Source organism: Halalkalibacter okhensis (assembly GCF_000787375.1).
In the GTDB taxonomy this organism is placed as follows: Bacteria; Bacillota; Bacilli; order Bacillales; family Bacillaceae_D; genus Halalkalibacter; species Halalkalibacter okhensis.
Genome location: NZ_JRJU01000003.1, coordinates 131,353 through 153,180, shown reverse-complemented (window position 1 = coordinate 153,180; position 21,828 = coordinate 131,353). Strand labels below are relative to the sequence as shown.

Genomic DNA, 21,828 nt, shown 5'->3' with positions numbered 1-21,828 from the left:
AACGTTCTAACATTAATAAGAGGTGAATAATGATGCCAAACAAAACATTTACAATTATTGACAAGACGGGGATTCATGCTCGACCAGCGACGGTTCTGGTCAAAGAAGCTGGAAATTTTGAAGCAACAGTGGAACTAGAGTATAACGGGAAAAGCGTAAATTTAAAATCGATTATGGGGGTTATGTCTTTAGGGATACCAGAAGGGGCCGAAATTAAAATTACGACATCTGGTCCAGATGAGGATAAGGCATTAGCCGCCATGACTGAAACCATTACAAGTCAAGCTTTAGCAAAATAAAAAAGAAGGTAATTTCCTACTAGATCAATAAAAAACAGCTAATAACGACAACCTTAAGAGCAAAATCTTAAGGTTGTTTCGTGTTGTAAAAAATGCAAATGTCATAAATTCATCACTCTTCTGTAACGAAATCGTTCAATTTGTGATGTAATTCACATACATTTTGCTTATACAATAACAATATCTTCACATTAGTAACATGAAGAGGAGGAGAAAGATGGATTCGGTTGAATTTAGTCGATATTTAACGATGCTGACATTGTCTGTGCATGTTATTTTTGCCACACTCGGTGTCGGTGTTCCGATTATGATAACAATTGCTCACTGGCTAGGGTTAAAAAAGCAGGATGAGCATTATCTTTTATTAGCAAAACGTTGGGCACGTGGCTATGTCATCACGGTTGCTGTCGGTGTTGTAACAGGGACAGCCATTGCGTTGCAGTTAGCACTATTGTGGCCGCGTTTTATGGAGTTTGCGGGGCAGCTTGTGGCTCTTCCATTATTTATGGAGACATTTGCGTTTTTCTTTGAGGCGATCTTTCTTGGAATCTATTTATATACTTGGGATCGATTCAAAAATCCAAAGCACCATTTTTATTTATTAGCTCCCGTTGTATTAGGTTCAGCTATGTCAGCATTATTTATTACGTCAGTCAATGCGTTTATGAATACACCACAAGGGTTTACATTAGTGGATGGTCAATTAACGAATATCCAGCCGCTAGTGGCGATGTTTAACCCAGCGATGCCTACGAAAGTGGCACATGTGTTAACGTCTGCCTATATGACAACTGCCTTTGTGTTGGCGTCGATTGCAGCGTATCACTTGTTAAAAGGAAACCGCCATGAATATCACCGGAAAGCTCTTGCGTTAACGATGAAAATTGCGCTTATTTTCTCGATTGCAACGGCACTTGTTGGTGATTTGTCAGGGAAGTTTTTAGCTGAGTATCAACCAGAAAAACTTGCTGCAGCGGAGTGGCATTTTGAAACAGAGGGAGAAGCTCCTCTCGTTTTATATGGTGTGTTAACCGAAACAAATGAAGTAAAATATGCGATTCGAATTCCATATGCGCTTAGTATGCTTGTGCACAGTAACCCATTTGGGGTTGTTACAGGGTTAAATGATATTCCACAAGAGTATCATCCTCCTTATGTCATCCATTATTTCTTTGATATTATGGTGACAATTGGAATTGGGCTTACGGTTTTAGCATTGTTTTATTGGCTAGCTCTATGGCGTGGATGGACAGTGATTAAATCGCGTCTATTCCGCATCCTTCTGGTGGCATCGGGTCCATTAGCGATGATTGCGATTGAAGCTGGTTGGTGGTTCACAGAGGTTGGTCGTCAGCCATGGATCATGCGTGGATTTATGAGTACGGCAGAAGGGGCAACAGATTCGCCATATGTCTGGATGATGTTTATTGCCTTTGCGATTCTGTATATCATCCTCATGATTGGTACAGCTGTTGTGTTAACACGAATGTTTAAAAAGAATCCAGTAGAGCGAGAACTTGAAAAGCTTGCAGATGAACAAAGGAGTGTTGCGAAATGACAATTGAGGTGATAGGAATATCAGTATTATGGTTGTTCCTATTTGGCTATGTCATCGTAGCATCGATTGATTTCGGTGCCGGATTCTTTAATGCATCGACGATCGTTACAGGAAAGCACCATATTGTTAATACCGTAATTCAGCGCTATTTATCGCCTGTTTGGGAAATTACGAATGTATTTCTAGTATTCTTTTTTGTTGGAATGATTGGGTTTTTCCCGCAGACGGCTTATTACTTTGGAACAGTGCTGTTAATTCCGATTAGCATATCGATCATTTTGCTTGCACTGCGCGGAAGTTATTATGCATTTGGAACATATGGGACAAAAGGACATGTCGGTTACACCCTTATGTACGGAGTGACCGGTGTCTTGATCCCGGCATCTCTTTCAACAGCACTAATTGTTTCACAAGGGGGATTTATTCGTGAGACAGCAACCGGACGAATTGAATTAGACTATACGGCTTTATTTACGAGTCCTTTTGCTTGGTCGATCGTTGTGCTGAGTCTTGTGAGTGTCTTATTTATTTCAGCTAGTTTCCTAGCTTACTACTCGTCTGTTGCTCAAGATAAAAAGGCTTTGAAACTTTTTAAGAAATATACATGGATTTGGAGCTTCCCTACGATTGTGACAGCTTTAGGGATTATTATTGAGATGAAATGGCACAATCCAGCTCACTTTGAAGGACTTCTATCGCTTTGGTGGCTGTTTGCCTTATCGTTTATTTGTTTCTTGCTCAGCTTATGGCTGTTAAAAACGAGAAACTATGGCTGGTCCTTTCTTTTTGTTGTGCTTCAGTTTGCATTAGCTTTTTATGCTTATGGCGTATCAAGGTATCCGTATTTACTATATCCACACTTAACGATCTATGATAGCTTTACGAATGAAACGATGGCCTATGCGCTCATTACCGTATTTATTTTAGGTTTGATGCTATTAATTCCGTCTCTCTATCTAGTGTTTAAATTGTTTATTATGAATAAGCCATATATTCAAAGTGGCAAATAAGGAGGAAGTAAAAATGCACAACTTTTTGTTGTTCTATGCACCGCTGCTTATTGTCGTGCTGGCCATGGTTATTTCCTTTTTCGTAGCAACGAAAAGCACGAAGTATGAGGAATAACCGATGAAGTCACTTCAGAAGCTAGCATCTCTTGAAAGAGGCCGGTATTACGCTTTATATGTGATTGCCATGGTTCTTGGCATCGTTGTGATCTCACAAGCGTATTTAATCGTTACGATCGTTGATGATTTATTTTTAAATAAACAAACGTTTGATCAAATTGTACCGCTGTTATTTGTGCTATTAGGTGTCCTAATTCTTAGGGCATCTTTATCCTATTTAAGTGGCAAGCTTGGTGTGAAAATGGCCGCAAGGGTGAAAGCGAAATATAGAGAGCGATTATTAGATGCATATGGAAATCACTCTCTTTTGGCATCTGCGAAAGGACAGGTTGGCTCAAAGATGAGTGTGATGTTGGATGCGGTTGATGAATTAGATAGTTTCTTTAGTAAATATGTGCCGCAGAGGATCATCACAACGGTTGTCCCACTTATGATCTTACTAGTCGTTTTTAGTCAACATGTATATTCAGGCTTAATTATTTTGCTGACAGCTCCATTTATTCCGATGTTTATGGCTATTGTCGGTAACATGACACAGCGAAAGTCAGAAGAAAAATTAGATAGTTTAAAAGCTTTTTCTGGACGGTTCCTTGATACGATTCAAGGTCTTGAAAGCCTAAAATTATATGGGCGATCTAAGCACTTCAAAGACACGATCCAAAAAAGTAGTGAGAACTTTCGTGATACGACAATGGGAATTTTAAAGGTGGCCTTCACATCGTCGTTAATGCTTGAGTTTATTTCGATGTTAAGCATCGGGCTTGTTGCACTAGAGCTGGGCTTACGTCTCGTTGTTTTTAATGAAATCACCTTTTTTACAGCTTTTTTTATTTTGTTATTAGTACCTGAGTTTTTTAATTCATTGAAAGAGCTAGGTAGTGCTTTTCATTCTGGGCGCAGCAGTTCAGGTGCTGCAGAAAAGATTGAAAAGGAACTAAAACAGGAAGTGAAGGGACAACAGTGGGGGACTCGTACATTAGTAAAGCCCGTTGCGGTCAAGCTGAACAATCTAGAATATTTCTATGAATCAAGTGATTTTCGGCTTTTAGGCATACAAAGTGACCTTCCTGCAATCGGTCAAGTGGCGATTGTTGGTAAGAGTGGATCAGGAAAGACCACATTATTAAACGTCATAGCTGGTCTACTTCAGCCGACAAGCGGTGATGTGATGGTCAATGAGTCTAAACTCTACGAATACAAAGAGCAAGATTGGTTCTCACAAATTGGTTATATTACACAACATCCTTATTTATTTACAGGAACGATTGCAGAAAACATTTCTCTTGGTGTTTCAGCAACAAAAGAGGAAATCGAAAAAGCATCAAATCAAGCTGGACTGACAGAGTTAATCGCCACCTTGCCTAACGGAGACAATACGACCATAGGTGAAGGGGGTAGAGGACTTTCGGGAGGCGAGAAGCAAAGAGTTGCACTTGCTCGTGCCTTTTTGAAGAAACCCTCGGTTGTTCTGTTCGATGAACCGACGACCGGATTAGACTTAAAGACAGAGCAATACCTTCATGAATCCATTCAGAAGTTGACAAAGACGTCGCTCGTTATTACGGTTGCACACCGTGTACAGACGATTAAGGGCGCAGATCATATTTTGTTGCTTGATCAAGGAAAGCTGGTAGGGGAAGGAACACATAATGAACTATTGGCAACATCAGAGTATTATCGCACCTTGTTTAATCTACAAGGCAAGGAGGAGCGGCAATGAGTGAGCTTACCCATATCGTTAAACAGATGATCCAGGACAAAAAAGACGTCGTACGATCGATATTCTTTGGCTTTTTAGCAGGGATTACAGCGGTGGGGTTATTTGCAGCGAACGGATACTTAATCTCCCAAGCGGCTCTTGAGCCCCCGTTATATGTCCTTATCGCAATGGTTGCAGTTGTGAAAATTGGAAGTTTCATTCGTGCTCTCAGTCGCTACGCTGAACGTTATTATTCGCACAGAGCAACATTTACGATGTTAAGTAATTTGCGTGTATATTTTTATGAAAAAATAGAGCAGATAGGCCCTGCTCTGTTTCAGAAGCATCGTAGTGGGGATCTGCTTTCTCGTATAGTAGGAGATGTTGAAAGTCTTCAAAATTTTTTCTTGAGGGTTTTATATCCACCAATTGTAATGGCATTAGTGTTCTTAAGTACGATGATCTTCGTCTCTTTTTATTCAATGGCCATTGTTCTTTGTTTACTTGTTGGCCTTCTGTTAACGGCAGTCATTATTCCAGCTTGGTTTTCAAAAAGACAAAAAAAAGCAAGTAGCCAAATTCTGGAGGAACGGTCACGATTATCTATTGATGTAGCAGAATGGTTTTATGGCTTCAGGGAGTTAACGATCCATCAAAAACGAAAAGAGAAAGAGCAGGATCTTGTTTCGTCTTCAAACCGTTATATTAAAGAGCAAGAACAAGCGGGGATTCAGTCAATATCTTATCAATCGATTAATATGGCGGTTTCGTTGCTTGTCTCTTGGCTCGTTCTTGCTGTTGGAGCATTTTTAGTAGCAAGTGGAGAGTTGAATGGACTTTTTCTAGCTATGCTAGTGATGATTAGCTTCATTGTTTTTGAACAGTTGGTCCCTATGGCGCTATTTCCGATTCATTATGAAGAAAGTGAAAGGGCGGCTAGCAGGTTGTATTCAGTAGCTGATAATAAACAACTAACTCAAGCACGATTGGTTAAGCAAGATCAAGACCTAAACCTAAACGAAGGTAAAGCCCCTTCTGTTCACCTAAAAGATATAAGCTTTGCATTTGTTGGAGACAGTCGTAACACGTTATCAGACATATCTGTAAGTTTTCCTGCAGGTTCAAAAACAGCGATTGTAGGGCCAAGTGGTTCGGGAAAATCAACCTTATTGAAGCTGATTCTTAAGCAATATGAGGCAAAGGGAGAGATTTTCTTTGGTACGACTCCACTAAAGCAACTCGATCAAGAGATGCTCTGGGAGAAAGCTAAGGTCATTTTGCAGGAAAATCATTTTTTCTATGGTACAGTTAAAGACAATTTATTATTGTCGGATCCGAATTTGACGGAAGATCAACTGCAACAATTATTAATAGATGTGCAATTACCTTATTTGAAACTAAATGATCTAGTTCTAGAGAAAGGTCAAAACCTTTCTGGTGGTGAAAAACAGCGATTGGCCATGGCTCGTGCTTTAGCAAAGAAGGGTCAATTATGGCTTCTTGACGAACCGACCTCTTCCTTAGACTCTTCAACAGAACAATGCTTGTACGACCTATTTTTTAATCAAGCAAAAGAGGATACAGTGATACTCGTTAGCCATCGATTTGTTGGATTAGAGAAGATGGACCAAATCATTGTGATAGATCAAGGAAGGCTCGTTGAAGTCGGAAGCTACTCTAAGCTGATGAGGTCCAAAGGATATTTTTACCAACTTAAGCAAATTGAAGACAGCATATTGCAATAGATTGAAAGAGAAGCAGGAACCGAAAAGTGAGGTTCTTCTTCTCTTTTTTGTTTCTATAAAAATGAAACATAATTTTAAAAAAGAACGCAAAAGCTAAAAAAACCAAGTTCACTAAAATATGGGTGATGATATGGAAGAAATATTAGATCGATTTTTCGGTTTTTTGCCACAAAGAGGCGTATTTTGGACAGCTGTAGGAACGTCTTTGTTTATTGTCGTTTTTCACTATATCATTTCAAAGATAAACGAACTATTAAAACTTCCTTGGATGAAAGAAGAAAACCAGCAACAAAGGCGGCAAATTTTGCAAAAGCAGAGGAATGAAAATCAAAAATAGAAGAGAGGGGTGAAAAGAGTGAACAATCAAGACTATTATCGAATTTCTCCAGTAGAGATGTCGGTTACGCTTATTGCCATGTTATTAGCAATTGGCGTGTTAACTCTACCTCGCACATTAGCGGAAACCTTAGATACCGGTGATGGGTGGATTTCCGTTCTTGTGAGCGGCTTTCTGGTGATGGGGCTTGTGTATTTAATTGTCAACCTTCAAAAACAATTTCCAGGCCAGAATCTCCTCGAATTTATCGGGGACAAGAGGGTAGGCAAAGTAGTCGCCAAGCTTTTAGGGTTAATGTTTGTTCTTTATTTCATTCCTTATTTAGCTTATGAAGCACGAGTGCTTACGATTATTGTCAGGATGTACTTACTTGATCGAACCCCTCCAGAAATCACCATCGCTATTATTTTGTTAACGACAACATACGCAGTGACAAAAGGAGTACAAGGTATTGTCCACTTGAATCTAATGTTTGTTCCATTTATCCTCTTTGTCTATTTTATCTTGATGATTTTCAATTTAGAGAATATGTCATTCACTGAAATTCGCCCGGTACTGCCAAAAGGTGTGATGTCATTAGTTCCTTCCCTAGAGCCAACGATGTTTTCGTATTTAGGGATTGAATTGCTCTTTTTTTGGCTTGCTTATACGAAAACAAGTAATTTACGTGCATTGCCATTAAACATCGGCATTTTTTTTGTCACCCTTTTGTATGTGATGATTGTTTTAGTCTCTTATATGACTTTGTCTGTAACTGGGGCAATGAATACGGTGTTTCCTACCGTTGCGTTAGCAAAAGAAGTTGAAATTGTGGAGGGATTAATTGAGCGGTTTGAGCCTATCATGATAGTCATTTGGATTATGGCGATATTTAATACGATGACAATTATTCAAATTTTGGCTGTTCAAATCATTAAAAAAGAGCTTTTTAATGTAAAGAAAGAAACATGGGTATTGGCTGCCGTTATGTTTTTAACCTATATCACGGCGTTTATACCAAACTCAAATCAAGAGGTTTTTACCATGGGCGATTGGGTCAGTTATGCAGGGGCCTCACTTATTGTTCTTTCACTTATGATTGGGTATTTGAAAGTGTGGTTACAGAAGGTGGGGAAAAAGAGCCAACAGCGTGGCAAGGAGATAGCTAAATGATATTGAAATTCAAACGAGTGTTTTTGATGTTAATGTGTGTATTCCTTTTAACAGGGTGTTGGGATTTAAATGAGATTGAGGAAATTGGCTTTGCTCTTGCTGTTGCATTAGACCCAGTAGACGATGATGAAGAAATTAAAGAAACGTATTTGCAAGAAACGGGTAGGCCATTGCCTAAAGAAATGATTCAACTGAACTATCAGGTTGTCATCCCTGGACAAATAGAAGCAGGGGGAGAAGAGGCTGGGGGGCAAGCAGAAGGACCATTTTTTAACATTCGTTCTGTTGCGATGACCATTATTAAAGCAAACCGAAACTTTACAACAAGAAGAAGTAGAACGATGAACACGGAACATTTAAAGGTACTTATTATAAATGAAAAATTAGCTCGCAAAGGGATTATAAAGGAACTAGTCGACTTTTTTGCTCGTGATCATGAAATGAGGAGAGATAAGATCGTCTTAATATCTGAAGGCAATGGGTATGAAATTCTTGAGAGAAAAATGCCTTTAGAGATGATGCCTGCCTTATCAATTGACATGATTAGTGAGAATGAATCAAGAAGCCACAGTATTCCCAAACCAATGGAAGTAGGCGAGTTAATCAATAATGTAATTGATCAAAATAGCTATATTATTCCGAGGATTATAAAGACAAAAAATGAATTCAAAATGGCTGGTGCAGCTGTTTTTAGGGGACCAGATAATTTAATGCTAGGTTGGCTTGGCGTATATGATATTCAAGGGTATAACTGGCTCATTGGAAATGTAGAGAATGAAGTTCTAGAGGCATTTTATGGACCGAATGAAATTCCATTTGCTTATGAAAACGACTTTTCGGATGCAGAAATAGATTATCAACATGAAAATGGAAAAGATGTCTTTCGAATTACGATTAAAGCTGAAGGGTTCTTTGGGGAAGATTGGATTACGGAGTTAGAGTTGAACTCTGCTGATACGTTAGTAAAACTAGAGAAAGCTGTTGAGGAAGAAATTAAACGTCAGGCAGAGAAAATAATTGAAAAAATGCAAACGGAATTTTTTACAGATATTTTCGGATTTCATGATGAGGTTAGAATCCATAACTTTTCTTATTGGGAAAAAGTAAAAGAAAATTGGGACGGTGAGGATGGAGTTTTCCGTGATGCAGAGATTGAGATAGATGTAAAAGTGAAAATACGTCACCATATGACACAAGAAGAGTTACAGAAGAATTGAGGTGAGTATATGTATAGAAGGCTTTTACGAAAACTAAATGAACAGAAGGTACGTAAAGATGATGAATTTCCAATCAGACTTTCCAAGGATCTTGGGTCAATGGTTGACTCCATTCATAATGTTGTTGGCGAAAGTGATGATATTATCCAAAGGGACTTTAAAATTGGATCAAAGGTAAAAGCGAGCTTGTTCTTTGTTGATGGTCTAGTCTTTGATTCTGGCATTGAAGATCGAATTATCCGGCCATTAATCTATTTTGCAAAAATCGATGAAGAGCGCACAACGAAACAATTCGTTGATTACTTGTTAACGGAAGTGATCACTTTTATTGAAGCAAAGGAAGTTCCAACGATTGATGAAGCGATTCTTGCTCTTCTTTCAGGAGAAACACTTCTTGTCATCGATGGGGTTGATAAATTGCTTTTGTTTGAAACGAGGCAGTTTAATCAACGAGGAATAGAAGAGCCTGAAAGTGAGGTCATTGTTCGTGGACCGCGAGATGGATTTAATGAAGTTCTTCATACAAATGTAATGTTAATCCGTAGGCGGTTACGTGACCCAAATTTAACGGTTCAATTTGGCCAGCTTGGAAGAAGGTCGAAAACGGACTTTGCCATTGTCTATTTAAAGGGAATTACGAATCAAGATCTAGTGGAGGAAGTTCGTTACCGGCTTTCTTGTATTGACCTTGATCTGCTATCAGAGACAGGGGTAATAGAGCAATATATCGAAGAAAACGTCCTATCTCCTTTTCCACAAGTATTGCGAACCGAAAGGCCAGATAAAACGATTCATGCTCTAACCAATGGAAAAGTGATTATTGTAGTGGATGGTACTCCTTTTATTCTAATGGCACCTATAACGTTTAGCGATTTATTAAAATCAACTGAAGACAATTACGATCGCTGGCAAATTAGTAGTTTTATTCGTTTGCTTCGTTATTTCGCTGCATTTATGGCTGTATTTTTGCCAGGGTTGTATATCGCGATGGTTTCCTATCACCAAGGGATGATTCCTACCGTTTTTGCCTTATCGATTGCTGGAACTCGTGAAGGGGTTCCGTTTCCTGGGTTTGTTGAAGCATTTTTGATGGAATTAACGTTTGAGCTGTTAAGGGAAGCTGGAATCCGTTTGCCTAGGGCCATTGGCCAGACCATTGGCATCGTTGGCGGGCTTGTGATTGGAGATGCAGCTGTAAGAGCGGGGATAGTCAGTCCAGTTATGGTCATTATCGTAGCCATTACAGCGATTGCTTCCTTTGCTATTCCGGCTTACAACGTCAGTATAACCTTTCGATTATTGCGGTTTGGCGTAATGGTTGCTGCGGCTATGTTTGGCTTATTTGGGATTGTTATCGTTTATATTTTAATTAATATTCATTTGGTCGGGTTAAGAAGTTTTGGCAGCTATTATACGTCACCATTTGCCCCATATAAGTTTGAAGAGTGGTTAGATCTCATGATTAGGGGTCCTCTCGTTCTGTTGAAAAATCGTCCTTCTGAACCGCGGATGTTAGATGAAAAGCGGAAAGATGTTTAAATAAACGTTTGTTCAACTGTATTAAACAAACGTTTATTTAAATTACATATTGAGGTGTTGTCATGAATCAAATGCTTGAAATTGCCTACGCTAATTTGTTATCACCGATGATATTGTTCTTCCTTATTGGGATTTTTGCGGTTGTTGTAAACTCTGATTTGAAAGTGCCAACAGCATTTTATACAGGGTATACGATGATTATTTTGTTTACGATTGGAATAAAGGGAGGGGTAGAGCTTAGGAATGTTTCCTTATGGGAGATGGTTCCTTCCATTATTGCTGCTGTTATATTAAGTATTTTTATGTTGTATATGACCTATTTTCTTATCCAAAAGCTTTTTTCCTTTTCGGTGATCGATTCATGGGCTGTTGCCGCTCATTATGGTTCGGTTAGTGCCGTTACGTTTATAGCCGGATTAGCTTTTCTTGATAAGGTAGGAATCTATTATGAAGCTTACATGTCTGCTATTTTAGTCATTATGGAAGGCCCCGCAATTATCGTGGCCATTATTATGTACAAGCTCTATTTGCAAAAGAAAGGGCAAGAGGAGATCAATCCAAATGCAAGCATGAAACATGTTGTGAAAGAAGCGTTCTTTGGAAAAAGTATATTCTTGCTATTAGGTGGCATTTTTATTGGTTTTGTAGCTCATGAAGATGGACTTCTTTTAATTAAACCTCTCTTCGGCGATTTGTTCTATGGGGTGTTATGTATTTTCTTGTTGCATATGGGGATGATTGCGACACAAAGTATCAAACAAATGAACAATATAAACATTGCTTCTTTTTTGTTTGCGTTTATCCTGCCAGTCATTGGAGGGACAATTGGAATCGTAACAGGACAGTTGATTGGACTTTCGATGGGGGGAGCTTTTATTTTTGCGGTGTTAACAGGGAGCGCCTCCTATATCGCAGCACCGGCAGCAGTTGCTCAAGCGATTCCAGAAGCGAACTCAGGTATTTACCTAGGATCAGCTCTCGGTTTAACGTTGCCGTTTAATTTAGTGTTTGGAATCCCGTATTTTTATTGGGTTGCCACTCTCTTTTATTAGTTATTCATGATTGAAAATTTAAGACAAACAATGAGAAGAAAAGGAGGCTTCATATGCCGGAATTACCTGAGATGGAAACGTATAGACGTCTTCTTAGTGAAAAGTTGGCTGGTCAAAGAGTTACCGATGTTGAAGTGACGAGAGAAAAGACAGTGAATCTACCTGTTGAATCGTTTATCCAAGAAGTACAGACCCGAACGGTTGTAGCAATTGAGCGTCGTGCTAAGTTTCTTATTTTCAAACTTGATACAGGAAAAAGTTTGTTGCTCCATCTCATGCTTGGTGGACTCATGTACATTTTTGAAAATGGAGAGGATATAAGCCGGACAAAACAAGTCACCATTACTTTTGGGAAGAAAAAGTTACATTTCATCGGACTTCGACTCGGCTATTTGCATTTACTTACTGCAGAACAATTAGAAGAGACGTTAAGTGATTTAGGGCCGGAGCCTTTAGCGCCTTCTCTTACAGTAGAAACATTTCTTGAACGAATGGATAAGAAAAGGGGAGCGCTAAAAACATCCTTAGTAAATCAAAAATTTATAGCTGGGATTGGGAACCTTTATTCAGATGAAATTTGCTATCATGCACAATTACTGCCAATGAAGCAGACGAATGAATTAACTAAAGAGGATAAAATAAGACTTTACAATAGCATTCAAACTGTATTAAAACGAGGAATTCAACTAGGTGGTTACATGGACATTCCTGTATACAATGGAGATCAACTGACTGGTGGATATAATAAGCATTGTTATGTATATGACCTAGAGGGAGAACCGTGTAAACGTTGTGGGAAGGGGATTATTAAAGACAAAATTTCCTCAAGAAAAACTTTTTATTGTGATCAATGTCAAAAATAAAGGGGAAAGGAAAGATGCTCAGAACTAAAAGACAGTTTTGAGCATCTTTTCCAACGATTTATAATGATGTCGTTATGTTTGTTAAGTTATCAGAAGAAGCGGCGACATGTTCCGCTGCATGATTAATCTCTGAGAAAATTTCTGTTAGGCTCTTCATCTCCGTGGCGATCATCATGTTTTGTTTTTTCATCGTTTCCATTGAATGGAGAATCTCATCAAAAAATTGATTGGTCTGGCTCGATTCATTTGTGCCATTTTCAATGGAAAGATTGTTTTGCGTGATTGACTCAGACATAGTCGCTGTGGAGCGATTGATCTCGTTAACTAAATTGGACACTTCAGAAACGGTTGCTTTCGTATTTTCAGCCAGCTTACGAACTTCACCAGCCACTACAGCAAAGCCTTTCCCTTGTTCGCCAGCACGAGCAGCCTCAATCGAAGCATTTAGCGCAAGTAAATTCGTTTGGTCAGCAATCGAAGTTACAATTTGAGAAATTTGCTCAATTTTCTTAGAAGTCTCAACTAATTGCTCCATTTCACTTGAAATTTTATGCATCGTTGATTGTGTATTCAACATGATTTGTTCAAGGTTTATTAAACGATTTTTTCCATCTTTTGATTTAGCTTCCGTTTGAATTGCGATATTTGAGCTTGATGCGGTTAGTTTTGTAATTTCTTCTGTTTTTTGCGTTACATTTTGTAACGAAGAGCTTGTTTCCTCACTCACAGCCGCTAATTCCTCTGCGTTTTTCTTGACTTCTCTTTTTAAGACATTCTGTTGGTCCTCAGCAATTTGTCGAATTCGTTCCGTTTCTAACTCGTACGCTTCTAAAACTAATTGTTGTTCAAGATTTAAGATTTTAGTGACAGCAGAGGAGGCCTTTTTAAATTCCTCTTTACTATAAGTATATTGATTGAGTATTTCAAAGATTGATAATAACAGGTCTTGAAAAGCGCACATATACCATTTTGGTTGCAACCCAATCCTTACATGGACATGGGCGATTGTATTTCTTTTGTTGATAAATTGCTCGTTAATTTGTCCGCTGAACATTTCAAGGATATGTGTAAAAAGCGTCTTCTTCAAGCGTTCGACGGTGCTATTTTCGTTAATAATTGACGATAAAGATGGTTCTTTAGCTAGGTTTTTGTAAAATTGGTCAACGATACCTTCTAGGTGTTCTTGAACAACAGGCTGGAATGCACGAATGATGGAAAGGTCTTCAATATTCAAATCTATTAGTTCTATTTGCTTAAGAACAGTACTTGAGCTTGGAAGGTCAATACACACGTTATTATTGGAACGGTCGATAGTGGCCAATATGCTAGTTTGAACATTAGTTTTTCGTTTTGAAAAAAGTTTCCCCATGTTTTTCACTTCTTTTCTATATAAAATTCGATCCAGAATTCATAGTATAAAAATACTACATATCCCTAATTATTGCATATAAAAGTCATTGACCGCTACTCATTTTTACCTAGTTCCATTTATATCCTTCTTAATACATTACATAACCTGGTCTGTTTTTGTTTTGAGCCTAACTAAAAAAACTTCTTAGTTATAAAATCTGACTAACTAACTGTTAACATTAGTTAAATCGTACAAAATAGAATTACCATTCTGTATCTTCATGTTCAGTTATGTTAAACAAGTGTAACCGGTGAATAGAAAAAGAACATCATTTCTGATTCTAAATAATTAGGAAGTAAATCTAACAATCTGCAACACGGCACTATTTCCTATGTTTTTCTTAGGTTTTCAGCGATTGGTAGAGTGTTTGCGTTAGTTTTTATTAACAAATTCAATGGAGTTTTTTAGCTAGTTTGTACAATGACGACGTGGAAATCGAATAGTACGCTTTGAATAGATTGAATATTTAGTCACTGTTTTAATAGTGATCTAAATCAGGAGTTCGTTATAGAAAGAGGTGTCTCGTCATGATTGCAACGAAAAAGATCTGGAGACCAAACAATGTAAAAGAAGCATGGCAGATTCAGCAGACTCTCCAGCCCAATGAATATTGTTATGTATCTGGAGGAACATGGCTTAGGACGCAGTGGGAGGCTGGTTTAAAAAAGATGCCTTCTAATTTGATCAGTTTAGAACTGATACAAGAAATGAACGAAGTGAGAGAAAGGCTATCTTATGGGAAGAGGGAGATCTCCATTGGTTCACAAGTGACGTTAGCAAACTGCATCCGTCATTCGTTGATTACTAAGCATCTTTCTCCTCTGGTGGAGGCATGTCGCCAAATTGCAGCTCCGTCGATTCGAAATGTAGCAACCATTGGAGGAAATATCTATACAACAGCAGGAGATACCATTCCTGTGTTCTTAGTTCACAACGCAAAACTACGCTGGTTTAATGGAGAGGAAATAGAGACGCAGTTATTGGAAGAGTGGTTGATTAAACTACAAGCAAATGGATTTCAAAGAGATCAACGTATTTTAGTTGATATTGTCATTGAGATTGAAGAGCCGTTTAACGAGCAGTTCACTTTCTTTCAAAAAGTAGGTCGACGAGAAACGTTTACGGCGTCACTAATCACAGTGGCTGGAAGGGGAAGGATGAACCATCAAGGAGAGGTTCAAGATGTTTTTTTAGCTGCTAGTGGTGGACCTATTCCACTCCGGCTATCCAATACGGAAATGGAGCTTCAGAATAAAGTCTGCTCTATGCAATTATTTCAAGAAGCTTTTTCATTGATTACGAATGAGTATGAGACCGCATCAGACCCCTTTGCATCAGAAGGATACAAAAAAACAATGGTTGCTAATTTAATAGTCAGTGAGTTGTTTGAACAATGGGAAGGGAACAAAGAGGGAGGTGGGACGAATGTGGTTAGATCGTAAGTCGAGCGGTGATAAATGGAAAGTAAGACGAGATGGACAAGAGAAAGTGACCGGGGAGCTACGCTATTTAACGGATATGACGTTTCCAAATATGCTTTATGGAAGAGTGCTAAGAAGTACGGTTCCACACGCTCGAATTGTTTCAATAGATACATCCGTAGCACTTAGTTACCCTGGTGTAGTTGCTGTTCTGACCTATCGTGATATTCCGGGTTTAAATGGATTTGGAATTAGCACACCTGATCAGCCAGTCTTTTGTCAGGATCTTGTTCGTTTTGAGGGGGATGCGATTGCAGCGGTAGCGGCAACGACAGAAGAAATTGCCGACGAGGCTTTATCGCTTATCCGAGTTGAATATGAACCATTACTCACATTAGACACGCCCGAACTAGCACTCGAACCTAAAGCACCTAAACTACACAATCAAGGAAATATCTTGCATCAGACAGACTATCAGCGTGGGAACATCGATGAGGGGTTTAAGCATTGTGAGTATGTGATTGAAGAAACTTACAAGACCCCAAGGCAAATGCATACGTATCTTGAAACGGAGGGAGGCATTTTTGTCCCTAGTCAGGAGGGGAAGCTAACGGTTTATGCTCCGACACAACACGGGTATAAGGACCGAATGCAGCTCGCAAGAATATTAGGTTGTGAGGAAGAGCAGGTTCGTGTCATTTCTAGTCCGATCGGAGGGTCTTTCGGTGGAAAAGATGAACTCAATGTGCAACCATATGGGGCACTGCTTGCTCTAAGTTGTCATCAGCCAGTAAAGATGCATTATTCAAGATGGGAATCGGTTAAGGCTGGGTTAAAAAGGCATCCTATGAAAATTACGATGAAAACAGGAGTAAATGCTAGCGGAGAATTGATGGCTCATCAAGTTCAAATTCTGTCTGATACGGGGGCTTATTCTACATTAGGAGGACCTGTTCTAAACTTTGCTACGGAACATGCAGTAGGGCCTTATCAAATTCCTCATGTAGATGTGAAGGGGAAAGCCGTTTATACGAATAACGGCATATCTGGAGAGTTTCGTGGATTTGGTGGAAATCAAGTGATCTTTGCATTAGAAGGTCAGCTTGATCGATTAGCGGAGAAATTGAAGATGGATCCTTGGGAATTACGCAAAAGGAATTTAAGGAAACTGAATGATCTCGGTCCAATGGGGCAGAGGGTGGTTCCGACAAATGGACCTGAGCAAGTGTGGGATGCGATCAAGCAATCGCCACTTTGGGAGAAGAAAAAGACAAAACAAAATAGTGCAAAGCCATGGTTAAAAAGTGGCATCGGAGCAGCGCTGGCCATGCATGGTTCAGGGTTAGGGTATGGGATTCCTGATCATGCAGGGGGACTTATCCGCTTGAATCAAGATGGAAAAATTGAGGTTGCTTTCGGGCACGAAGAGTTTGGCCAAGGATTAATCGCGACATTAGAAATTTTGTTGCAAGATCACTTTCAGTGCAATCAGGATGATTTGAGTATTGTCATTGGGGATACGGACCGTGTCCCTTCAAGTGGATCATCGACGGCCTCTAGAACAACAAATATGGTTTGGCAAGCACTTAATCGTTTGAAAGGACCTTTTTTAGAAGGGTTGTTTACGAAAGTAAATGAGTTAACAGGTTATCCGAAGGAAGAGTTGAAAACGGGTCCAGGCGGAATTTGGGTCGATGCTTTTGAAGGGCCAAAGCAGGTGATGACCTATGTAGATATTGCTAAAAGTGGTGTAGGAGAGCTTGAATGTTCAACCGATTTTCACTTTCCGGTTACTCCAGATCCATTTGTAGGTGGACACTATTTGTATACAAGTACGTCGGTTATTGCAGAGGTTGAAGTGAATATACTAACAGGTTCAGTTAAAGTAACGAGAATGGATCACGCAGTTGCAGCAGGTCCTGTTATTAATCCGATGGGCTATGTTGGTCAAATTGAAGGAGGAAGTGTCATGGCATTAGGCTTTACCCTTACAGAGGATGCCGTGATGAATGATGGGAAATATGTAACGAAAAACTTAGATACGTATTTAGTGCCAACTATTTTTGATGTACCAGAAGAACACCATGTGCAGGCAATAGAACAGTTGCCTGATGGAGACTCTTTTGGCCCTCGAGGTGTAGGAGAGGTAGGCTCTGTTGCTTTAGCCCCTGCGATTGTTGCGGCGATAAAAGAGGCAACGGGTGTTTGGGTTACAGAACTACCAGTAAATCGAGAGCAGCTGCAAAAAGCGCCTTTTCTCATTGAGCAGTAGAGTTACCATTAGGAGGGGATGAGAATGAGTCAAAAAGGTAATTTAATGGGAGTTGAGCAGGAAGCGAAGGATCTTCTCTCTTTCGACTTAAATGGAGTACCGATTCGACTTACGGTAGATCCTTCACGTCGGTTGGTAGATATCATTAGAACAGACTTAAACTTAACAGGAACAAAGATATCGTGTGAAATTGGTAGATGCGGTGCGTGTATGGTGCTTGTTGATGGAAAGCAGCAAAATTCATGTTTAACGATGGCTTATCAGTGTGAAGGGAAAAAGGTTGAGACAATTGAAGGTATCGGTACAGAGATGATCGATCCTGTTCAACAAGCCTTTTTGGAAGAGGGGGGGTTTCAATGTGGCTATTGTACCCCAGGTATGATTGTTTCAATTAAAGCGCTATTAAACGAGAATCCCAAAGCGACTATGGATGAATTGAAGGATGGGTTAACGGGCAATCTCTGTCGATGTACAGGATACGGTGGTATTTACAGAGTGTTACGAAGAATAACAGATCACCAAAACAAGTAAATGAAGGGGTGTTTGACATGAAAGAACTATATGAGTATCTCAAAATTATCAAACAACACCCTAATCAAACTTGTGCATTAGCAACAGTGATCCAAGTTGAGGGTTCTAGTTATCGTCATGAAGGGGCGAAAATGCTTTTTTTAGCAAATGGCAACCAATATGGGTTGATTAGCGGAGGGTGTCTTGAGGAGGATTTACGAATTCGTGCAAATGAAGTAATGAAGGATAAGAAGCCAGAAACGATCACATATGATTTACAGTCAGAGGATGACCTAGGCTGGGGACAAGGAGCCGGGTGTAATGGCAAGATCAAGGTGTTATTAGAGCCGATCGAGTGGACAGAGATAAGTGCAAATAAAAGTAGTTCTTGGGCGCCGGTATTGGAAGCTTTTGAAATGGGCGAAGAGGTTATTTCAGTGCGGGAGGTTACTGGGGAGAAAATGAAATCTCGACTTTTTTTTACGAAAGCAGGAAAGGTGCTAGGCGAGCAAGGCCCAGTAGAAAAAGATCGTTTGTTAAGCAGGGATGTCATCCGGTTTTATCAAGAAAATCGGATTTTTGATTATCAGATGAATCTTGAGTTAAATACCCAATTTTTATTTGAATTACATGAATCAAAGGATACAATTTTTATTTTTGGAGCTGGACCTGATGTTGAACCTGTAGTAAAGAGAGCGGCAGAGTTTAACTTTTTACCAGTGGTTATTGATCCTAGGGAAAGTAGGTGTAAGGCTGAGTTTTTTCCTGATGCCATCCACTGCATCCAAGAGCATCCTGAACACTTTTTAAAAAGTCGCTCAATCCCTTTAAATAGCTATATATTAATCATGACACATAGCTTTGTTAGAGATAAATCGATTCTTGCTTTTTTTAGTCAACATCGACCGAAATATGTTGGGATTCTAGGCCCGAAAAAGCGGACAGAACGACTTATGCATCCAATGCCAGTCCCAAAATGGATACACTCTCCAATTGGTGTAGATATTGATGCTGAAGGAGCTGAAGAAATTAGTTTAAGTATAGTTGGTGAGTTAATTAAAGTGAGGAACAAAAAGCGGGTATTAAATAAGCAACGTAAAAAAGGGAATGCAAAGACAATTACATTTTAATGGATCATTAAATTTAGATCAGGGAGGTCAAGTGTGGTGGATCATAAGGTATGTGCAGTTATTTTAGCTGCTGGAACCTCTTCTCGCATGGGAACAACAAAACAGCTATTAAAGATAGATGGGAAGATTTTGTTAGAACGTGTCCTGGAACAAGTTTTACTTCATCCATTTGAAAAAGTGGTTGTTGTTCTTGGACATCAGTCCAAAGAAATTAAAGAAAGTATGAAGATCACATCAAAGAAGGTGAGCTGGATCTATAATTCCAATTATCGACTTGGGCAAAGTACTTCTTTTTTAACGGGACTCGAACATATAGATTCTGCATGTCCATCCGTCGTGTTCTTTTTAAGTGATCAACCTTTTATCAAAAATGCCACAGTAACGAACGTAATCAATGAGGGTAGGAGGCGAGTGAAAGTAAATTCGGCTCCTTTTGTTGTCCGACCATACTATGACCAGAAGCCAGGTCACCCTATTTTTTGGGGGAATATAAAGGATGTGGACTTCTCGAGGCTTACAGGAGATTTGGGAGGAAGGGGGATATTGAGTTCTGTAAAAAAAGTGAAGTTAATCGTTAATGATGCTGGTATTCTCTTTGACATTGACACGCCAGAAGATTATCATCGGGCATTACAAGAAAGGGGATGACTCAACAGGTATTCTAAACTTGCTGAGTCATCCCCTATCCTATATTAGGTATAGACATTAAAGTACTTGTCGTTCAATTTTATTATTAAAGAAAGATCGAATAAATAAGGCGATTCGTAATGTGAGGGTTTCGTCAGACCCTTTGATTTCAAGGCCTAGTATTTCTTCACACTTTTTAATTCGATAAATAACAGTGTTTCGATGAATAAACATGATTTTGGCTGTTTCTGATATTTGGCAATTGTGATTTAAGAAGACAGAAAGGGTTTGGACTAGATCTTCTTTTTCTTTATCTTTCGGATAGGCTAATTCTCGTAAAGTAGATCGGTAAAACTCTTTTAATTTTTGAGAAGGGATCGTCTTAAATATTTCTGCTAACTCCTTAATGCGATACGTTTTGATAAAACGTTTTTTGTTTTCGCGGTAACCAGCACGTAATGCATCGACGGCTTCTTGGAAAGCCGTTGGTATGTCCGTTATGTTTTCTGTATAATTGCTAATTCCAAATGACATAGAAGAGTCGATGGCTTGATACAAATCAGATTGTAAGTCTGTAATCGAATCTAGGACGTTTTTTTCGACATCATCATTATAGAAATCAAAACCTAATAAGGTTGTGAATAAATCCCCCTTTGTAAAAACAATACAGTTCTCAAAGTTCTTTGTTAAGATTGATTCGAAAAGTTCGTAAATGCGATCTCTCCGTAAGCTAATTTCTTTTTCTGTTTGCAATGGATGAGTATCTTGATAAAGGTCAGATGTGTCATCCATTTTACAAGTAATGCAAATGTATTGTAATGACTTATTTAATTGGTATGTTTTGCCCCGGTTGATGATCTCCTCTTCAGTTGGAATAGCCCCTTCTACAAGGTCTGCAAAAAACTCATTTTTTAACCTGCGCGAATGTTGCTCAAGAGCATGTAATTTCATAAATTCAAAAGAAATGACATTTGCTGCTTGTTCAACGGCAAGTGTAAAAGAAGGTTGATTTGATAATGCTGTACCAAAAATAATGATATAGCCTTTCTGCTGATTTGTTGTATTGATAGGATAAATGGAAACTTCTGTAAATTCATTTATTCCTCCTTCTTTTGGAAGGGTTAAAACTTTATACGTGTCTAGGTTTTCGTGGTGGATCTTTTCGTGAATGTACCAATAAATATCAAAGAAAACATCCTTATCAATATCGTGTGAATAGGCCATGATGTCGAGTCGGTAATTCAATAGAATAACAGGTAAGTTTAAAATGGTTGCTAAACTTTCAATGATATTAGAAAAGCCTCCGCCTGAAACAACAATATCGGTAAACTCACGATGAATAGTAAGTGCATAGTTTAACTCATGTGTCCGCTCTTTTAGGATGCAGCTTAAAGCCTCATTTAACATTTCACCTAAAGAGTAATTTAGAGGGATTTCAATAATGGGGAAGTTCAAAGCATTTGCTTTTTCAATGACATCAGCAGGAATTTCATCAATGAAGCGTTTCGTCTTTAGTCCGAGCCCGGCACAACCTTGGTTAGCCATTTGTGTAACTAACTCTATTAATGCATTGGGGTTATTCTTAATGGAATAGGCTGTTGTCAAAAGCAATTGCTCATCATTTAAGTAATCAATAATATCAGGAGCGTCCATAAGGTTGACGGACTGAACGTTTTTTGTAAGGCCGTCTTCTCCAGCCACAACCGTAGCTTCTTTAAACGTTGGTAAGTTTAGTATATCTAATAACCTCATTGTATTCACTCCTCGCAAAAAAACTATCGTTGTGAACAATGTACAAGAAAATCTATAATTCTGAAACTTTTTCGTGAGGTTTTCTGACAAAAATTATCTATTAGTTAGTTATTTCAT

The 21,828-nt window shown here is 38.9% G+C and carries 19 protein-coding genes; 17 read left to right on the top strand and 2 right to left on the bottom strand.

What is annotated here, in order from left to right:
- Positions 1-32 precede the first annotated feature (32 nt).
- From LQ50_RS03740 to mutM, 12 genes are all read left to right on the top strand, one after another.
- Positions 33-299, top strand: a complete 267-nt coding sequence (locus LQ50_RS03740; protein ID WP_034626505.1) for a phosphocarrier protein HPr — start codon at positions 33-35, stop codon at positions 297-299.
- 217 nt (positions 300-516) lie between these two features.
- Positions 517-1,857: a cytochrome ubiquinol oxidase subunit I gene (locus LQ50_RS03735; RefSeq protein WP_034626302.1), complete on the top strand. Its 1,341-nt coding sequence runs from the start codon at positions 517-519 to the stop codon at positions 1,855-1,857.
- Entirely contained in the window at positions 1,854-2,867 is a 1,014-nt protein-coding gene (locus LQ50_RS03730; RefSeq protein ID WP_034626300.1) for a cytochrome d ubiquinol oxidase subunit II, read from the top strand. The genes LQ50_RS03735 and LQ50_RS03730 overlap by 4 nt, the downstream gene beginning before the upstream one ends.
- Before the next feature lie 13 nt (positions 2,868-2,880).
- On the top strand, positions 2,881-2,982 hold the full coding sequence (cydS, locus tag LQ50_RS26495) for a cytochrome bd oxidase small subunit CydS family protein (RefSeq protein WP_373279163.1): 102 nt from the start codon (positions 2,881-2,883) through the stop codon (positions 2,980-2,982).
- Positions 2,983-2,985: 3 nt separating this feature from the next.
- The gene (gene cydD, locus LQ50_RS03725) at positions 2,986-4,704 is read left to right on the top strand and encodes a thiol reductant ABC exporter subunit CydD (RefSeq protein ID WP_034626299.1); all 1,719 of its coding nucleotides are present in this window, start codon (positions 2,986-2,988) and stop codon (positions 4,702-4,704) included.
- Entirely contained in the window at positions 4,701-6,428 is a 1,728-nt protein-coding gene (gene cydC / locus LQ50_RS03720; protein WP_034626297.1) for a thiol reductant ABC exporter subunit CydC, read from the top strand. The genes cydD and cydC overlap by 4 nt, the downstream gene beginning before the upstream one ends.
- A 130-nt stretch (positions 6,429-6,558) precedes the next feature.
- The gene (locus tag LQ50_RS03715) at positions 6,559-6,765 is read left to right on the top strand and encodes a hypothetical protein (protein ID WP_034626296.1); all 207 of its coding nucleotides are present in this window, start codon (positions 6,559-6,561) and stop codon (positions 6,763-6,765) included.
- Between the two features lie 18 nt (positions 6,766-6,783).
- On the top strand, positions 6,784-7,917 hold the full coding sequence (locus tag LQ50_RS03710; RefSeq protein WP_070808111.1) for a GerAB/ArcD/ProY family transporter: 1,134 nt from the start codon (positions 6,784-6,786) through the stop codon (positions 7,915-7,917).
- Positions 7,914-9,134, top strand: coding sequence for a Ger(x)C family spore germination protein (locus LQ50_RS03705; RefSeq protein WP_034626295.1), 1,221 nt, complete (start codon positions 7,914-7,916; stop codon positions 9,132-9,134). The genes LQ50_RS03710 and LQ50_RS03705 overlap by 4 nt, the downstream gene beginning before the upstream one ends.
- Before the next feature lie 9 nt (positions 9,135-9,143).
- Positions 9,144-10,673 carry a spore germination protein gene (locus LQ50_RS03700; RefSeq protein WP_034626294.1) on the top strand — a complete coding sequence of 510 codons (1,530 nt, stop codon included), beginning with the start codon at positions 9,144-9,146 and terminating at the stop codon, positions 10,671-10,673.
- Between the two features lie 62 nt (positions 10,674-10,735).
- Entirely contained in the window at positions 10,736-11,725 is a 990-nt protein-coding gene (locus LQ50_RS03695) for a sodium-dependent bicarbonate transport family permease (RefSeq protein WP_034626293.1), read from the top strand.
- A gap of 53 nt (positions 11,726-11,778) precedes the next feature.
- Entirely contained in the window at positions 11,779-12,588 is an 810-nt protein-coding gene (gene mutM / locus LQ50_RS03690) for a bifunctional DNA-formamidopyrimidine glycosylase/DNA-(apurinic or apyrimidinic site) lyase (protein ID WP_034626292.1), read from the top strand.
- A 58-nt stretch (positions 12,589-12,646) separates the two neighbouring features.
- Here mutM and LQ50_RS03685 read toward each other — a convergent pair whose 3' ends face one another.
- The gene (locus LQ50_RS03685) at positions 12,647-13,957 is read right to left on the bottom strand and encodes a globin-coupled sensor protein (RefSeq protein WP_034626290.1); all 1,311 of its coding nucleotides are present in this window, start codon (positions 13,955-13,957) and stop codon (positions 12,647-12,649) included.
- Between the two features lie 569 nt (positions 13,958-14,526).
- On the opposite strand from LQ50_RS03685, the gene LQ50_RS03680 reads away from it, so the two are divergent.
- From LQ50_RS03680 to LQ50_RS03660, 5 genes are read left to right on the top strand one after another with little or no spacing between them, the layout of a single operon-like run.
- Positions 14,527-15,441: an FAD binding domain-containing protein gene (locus LQ50_RS03680; protein ID WP_034626289.1), complete on the top strand. Its 915-nt coding sequence runs from the start codon at positions 14,527-14,529 to the stop codon at positions 15,439-15,441.
- Complete coding sequence (gene pucD, locus LQ50_RS03675; RefSeq protein ID WP_034626287.1) at positions 15,425-17,692, top strand: xanthine dehydrogenase subunit D; 2,268 nt, start codon at positions 15,425-15,427, stop codon at positions 17,690-17,692. Before LQ50_RS03680 ends, pucD begins: the two co-directional genes overlap by 17 nt.
- A 24-nt stretch (positions 17,693-17,716) precedes the next feature.
- Entirely contained in the window at positions 17,717-18,223 is a 507-nt protein-coding gene (locus LQ50_RS03670) for a (2Fe-2S)-binding protein (protein ID WP_237563638.1), read from the top strand.
- Between the two features lie 17 nt (positions 18,224-18,240).
- Positions 18,241-19,332 (top strand): XdhC family protein, encoded by a 1,092-nt coding sequence (locus LQ50_RS03665; protein WP_034626284.1) that lies wholly within the window; start codon positions 18,241-18,243, stop codon positions 19,330-19,332.
- A gap of 36 nt (positions 19,333-19,368) precedes the next feature.
- Positions 19,369-19,980 (top strand): nucleotidyltransferase family protein, encoded by a 612-nt coding sequence (locus LQ50_RS03660; protein WP_152608146.1) that lies wholly within the window; start codon positions 19,369-19,371, stop codon positions 19,978-19,980.
- A 57-nt stretch (positions 19,981-20,037) separates the two neighbouring features.
- On the opposite strand, the gene LQ50_RS03655 is transcribed toward LQ50_RS03660, so the two are convergent.
- Entirely contained in the window at positions 20,038-21,711 is a 1,674-nt protein-coding gene (locus LQ50_RS03655; RefSeq protein WP_052144568.1) for a PucR family transcriptional regulator, read from the bottom strand.
- Positions 21,712-21,828 lie beyond the last annotated feature (117 nt).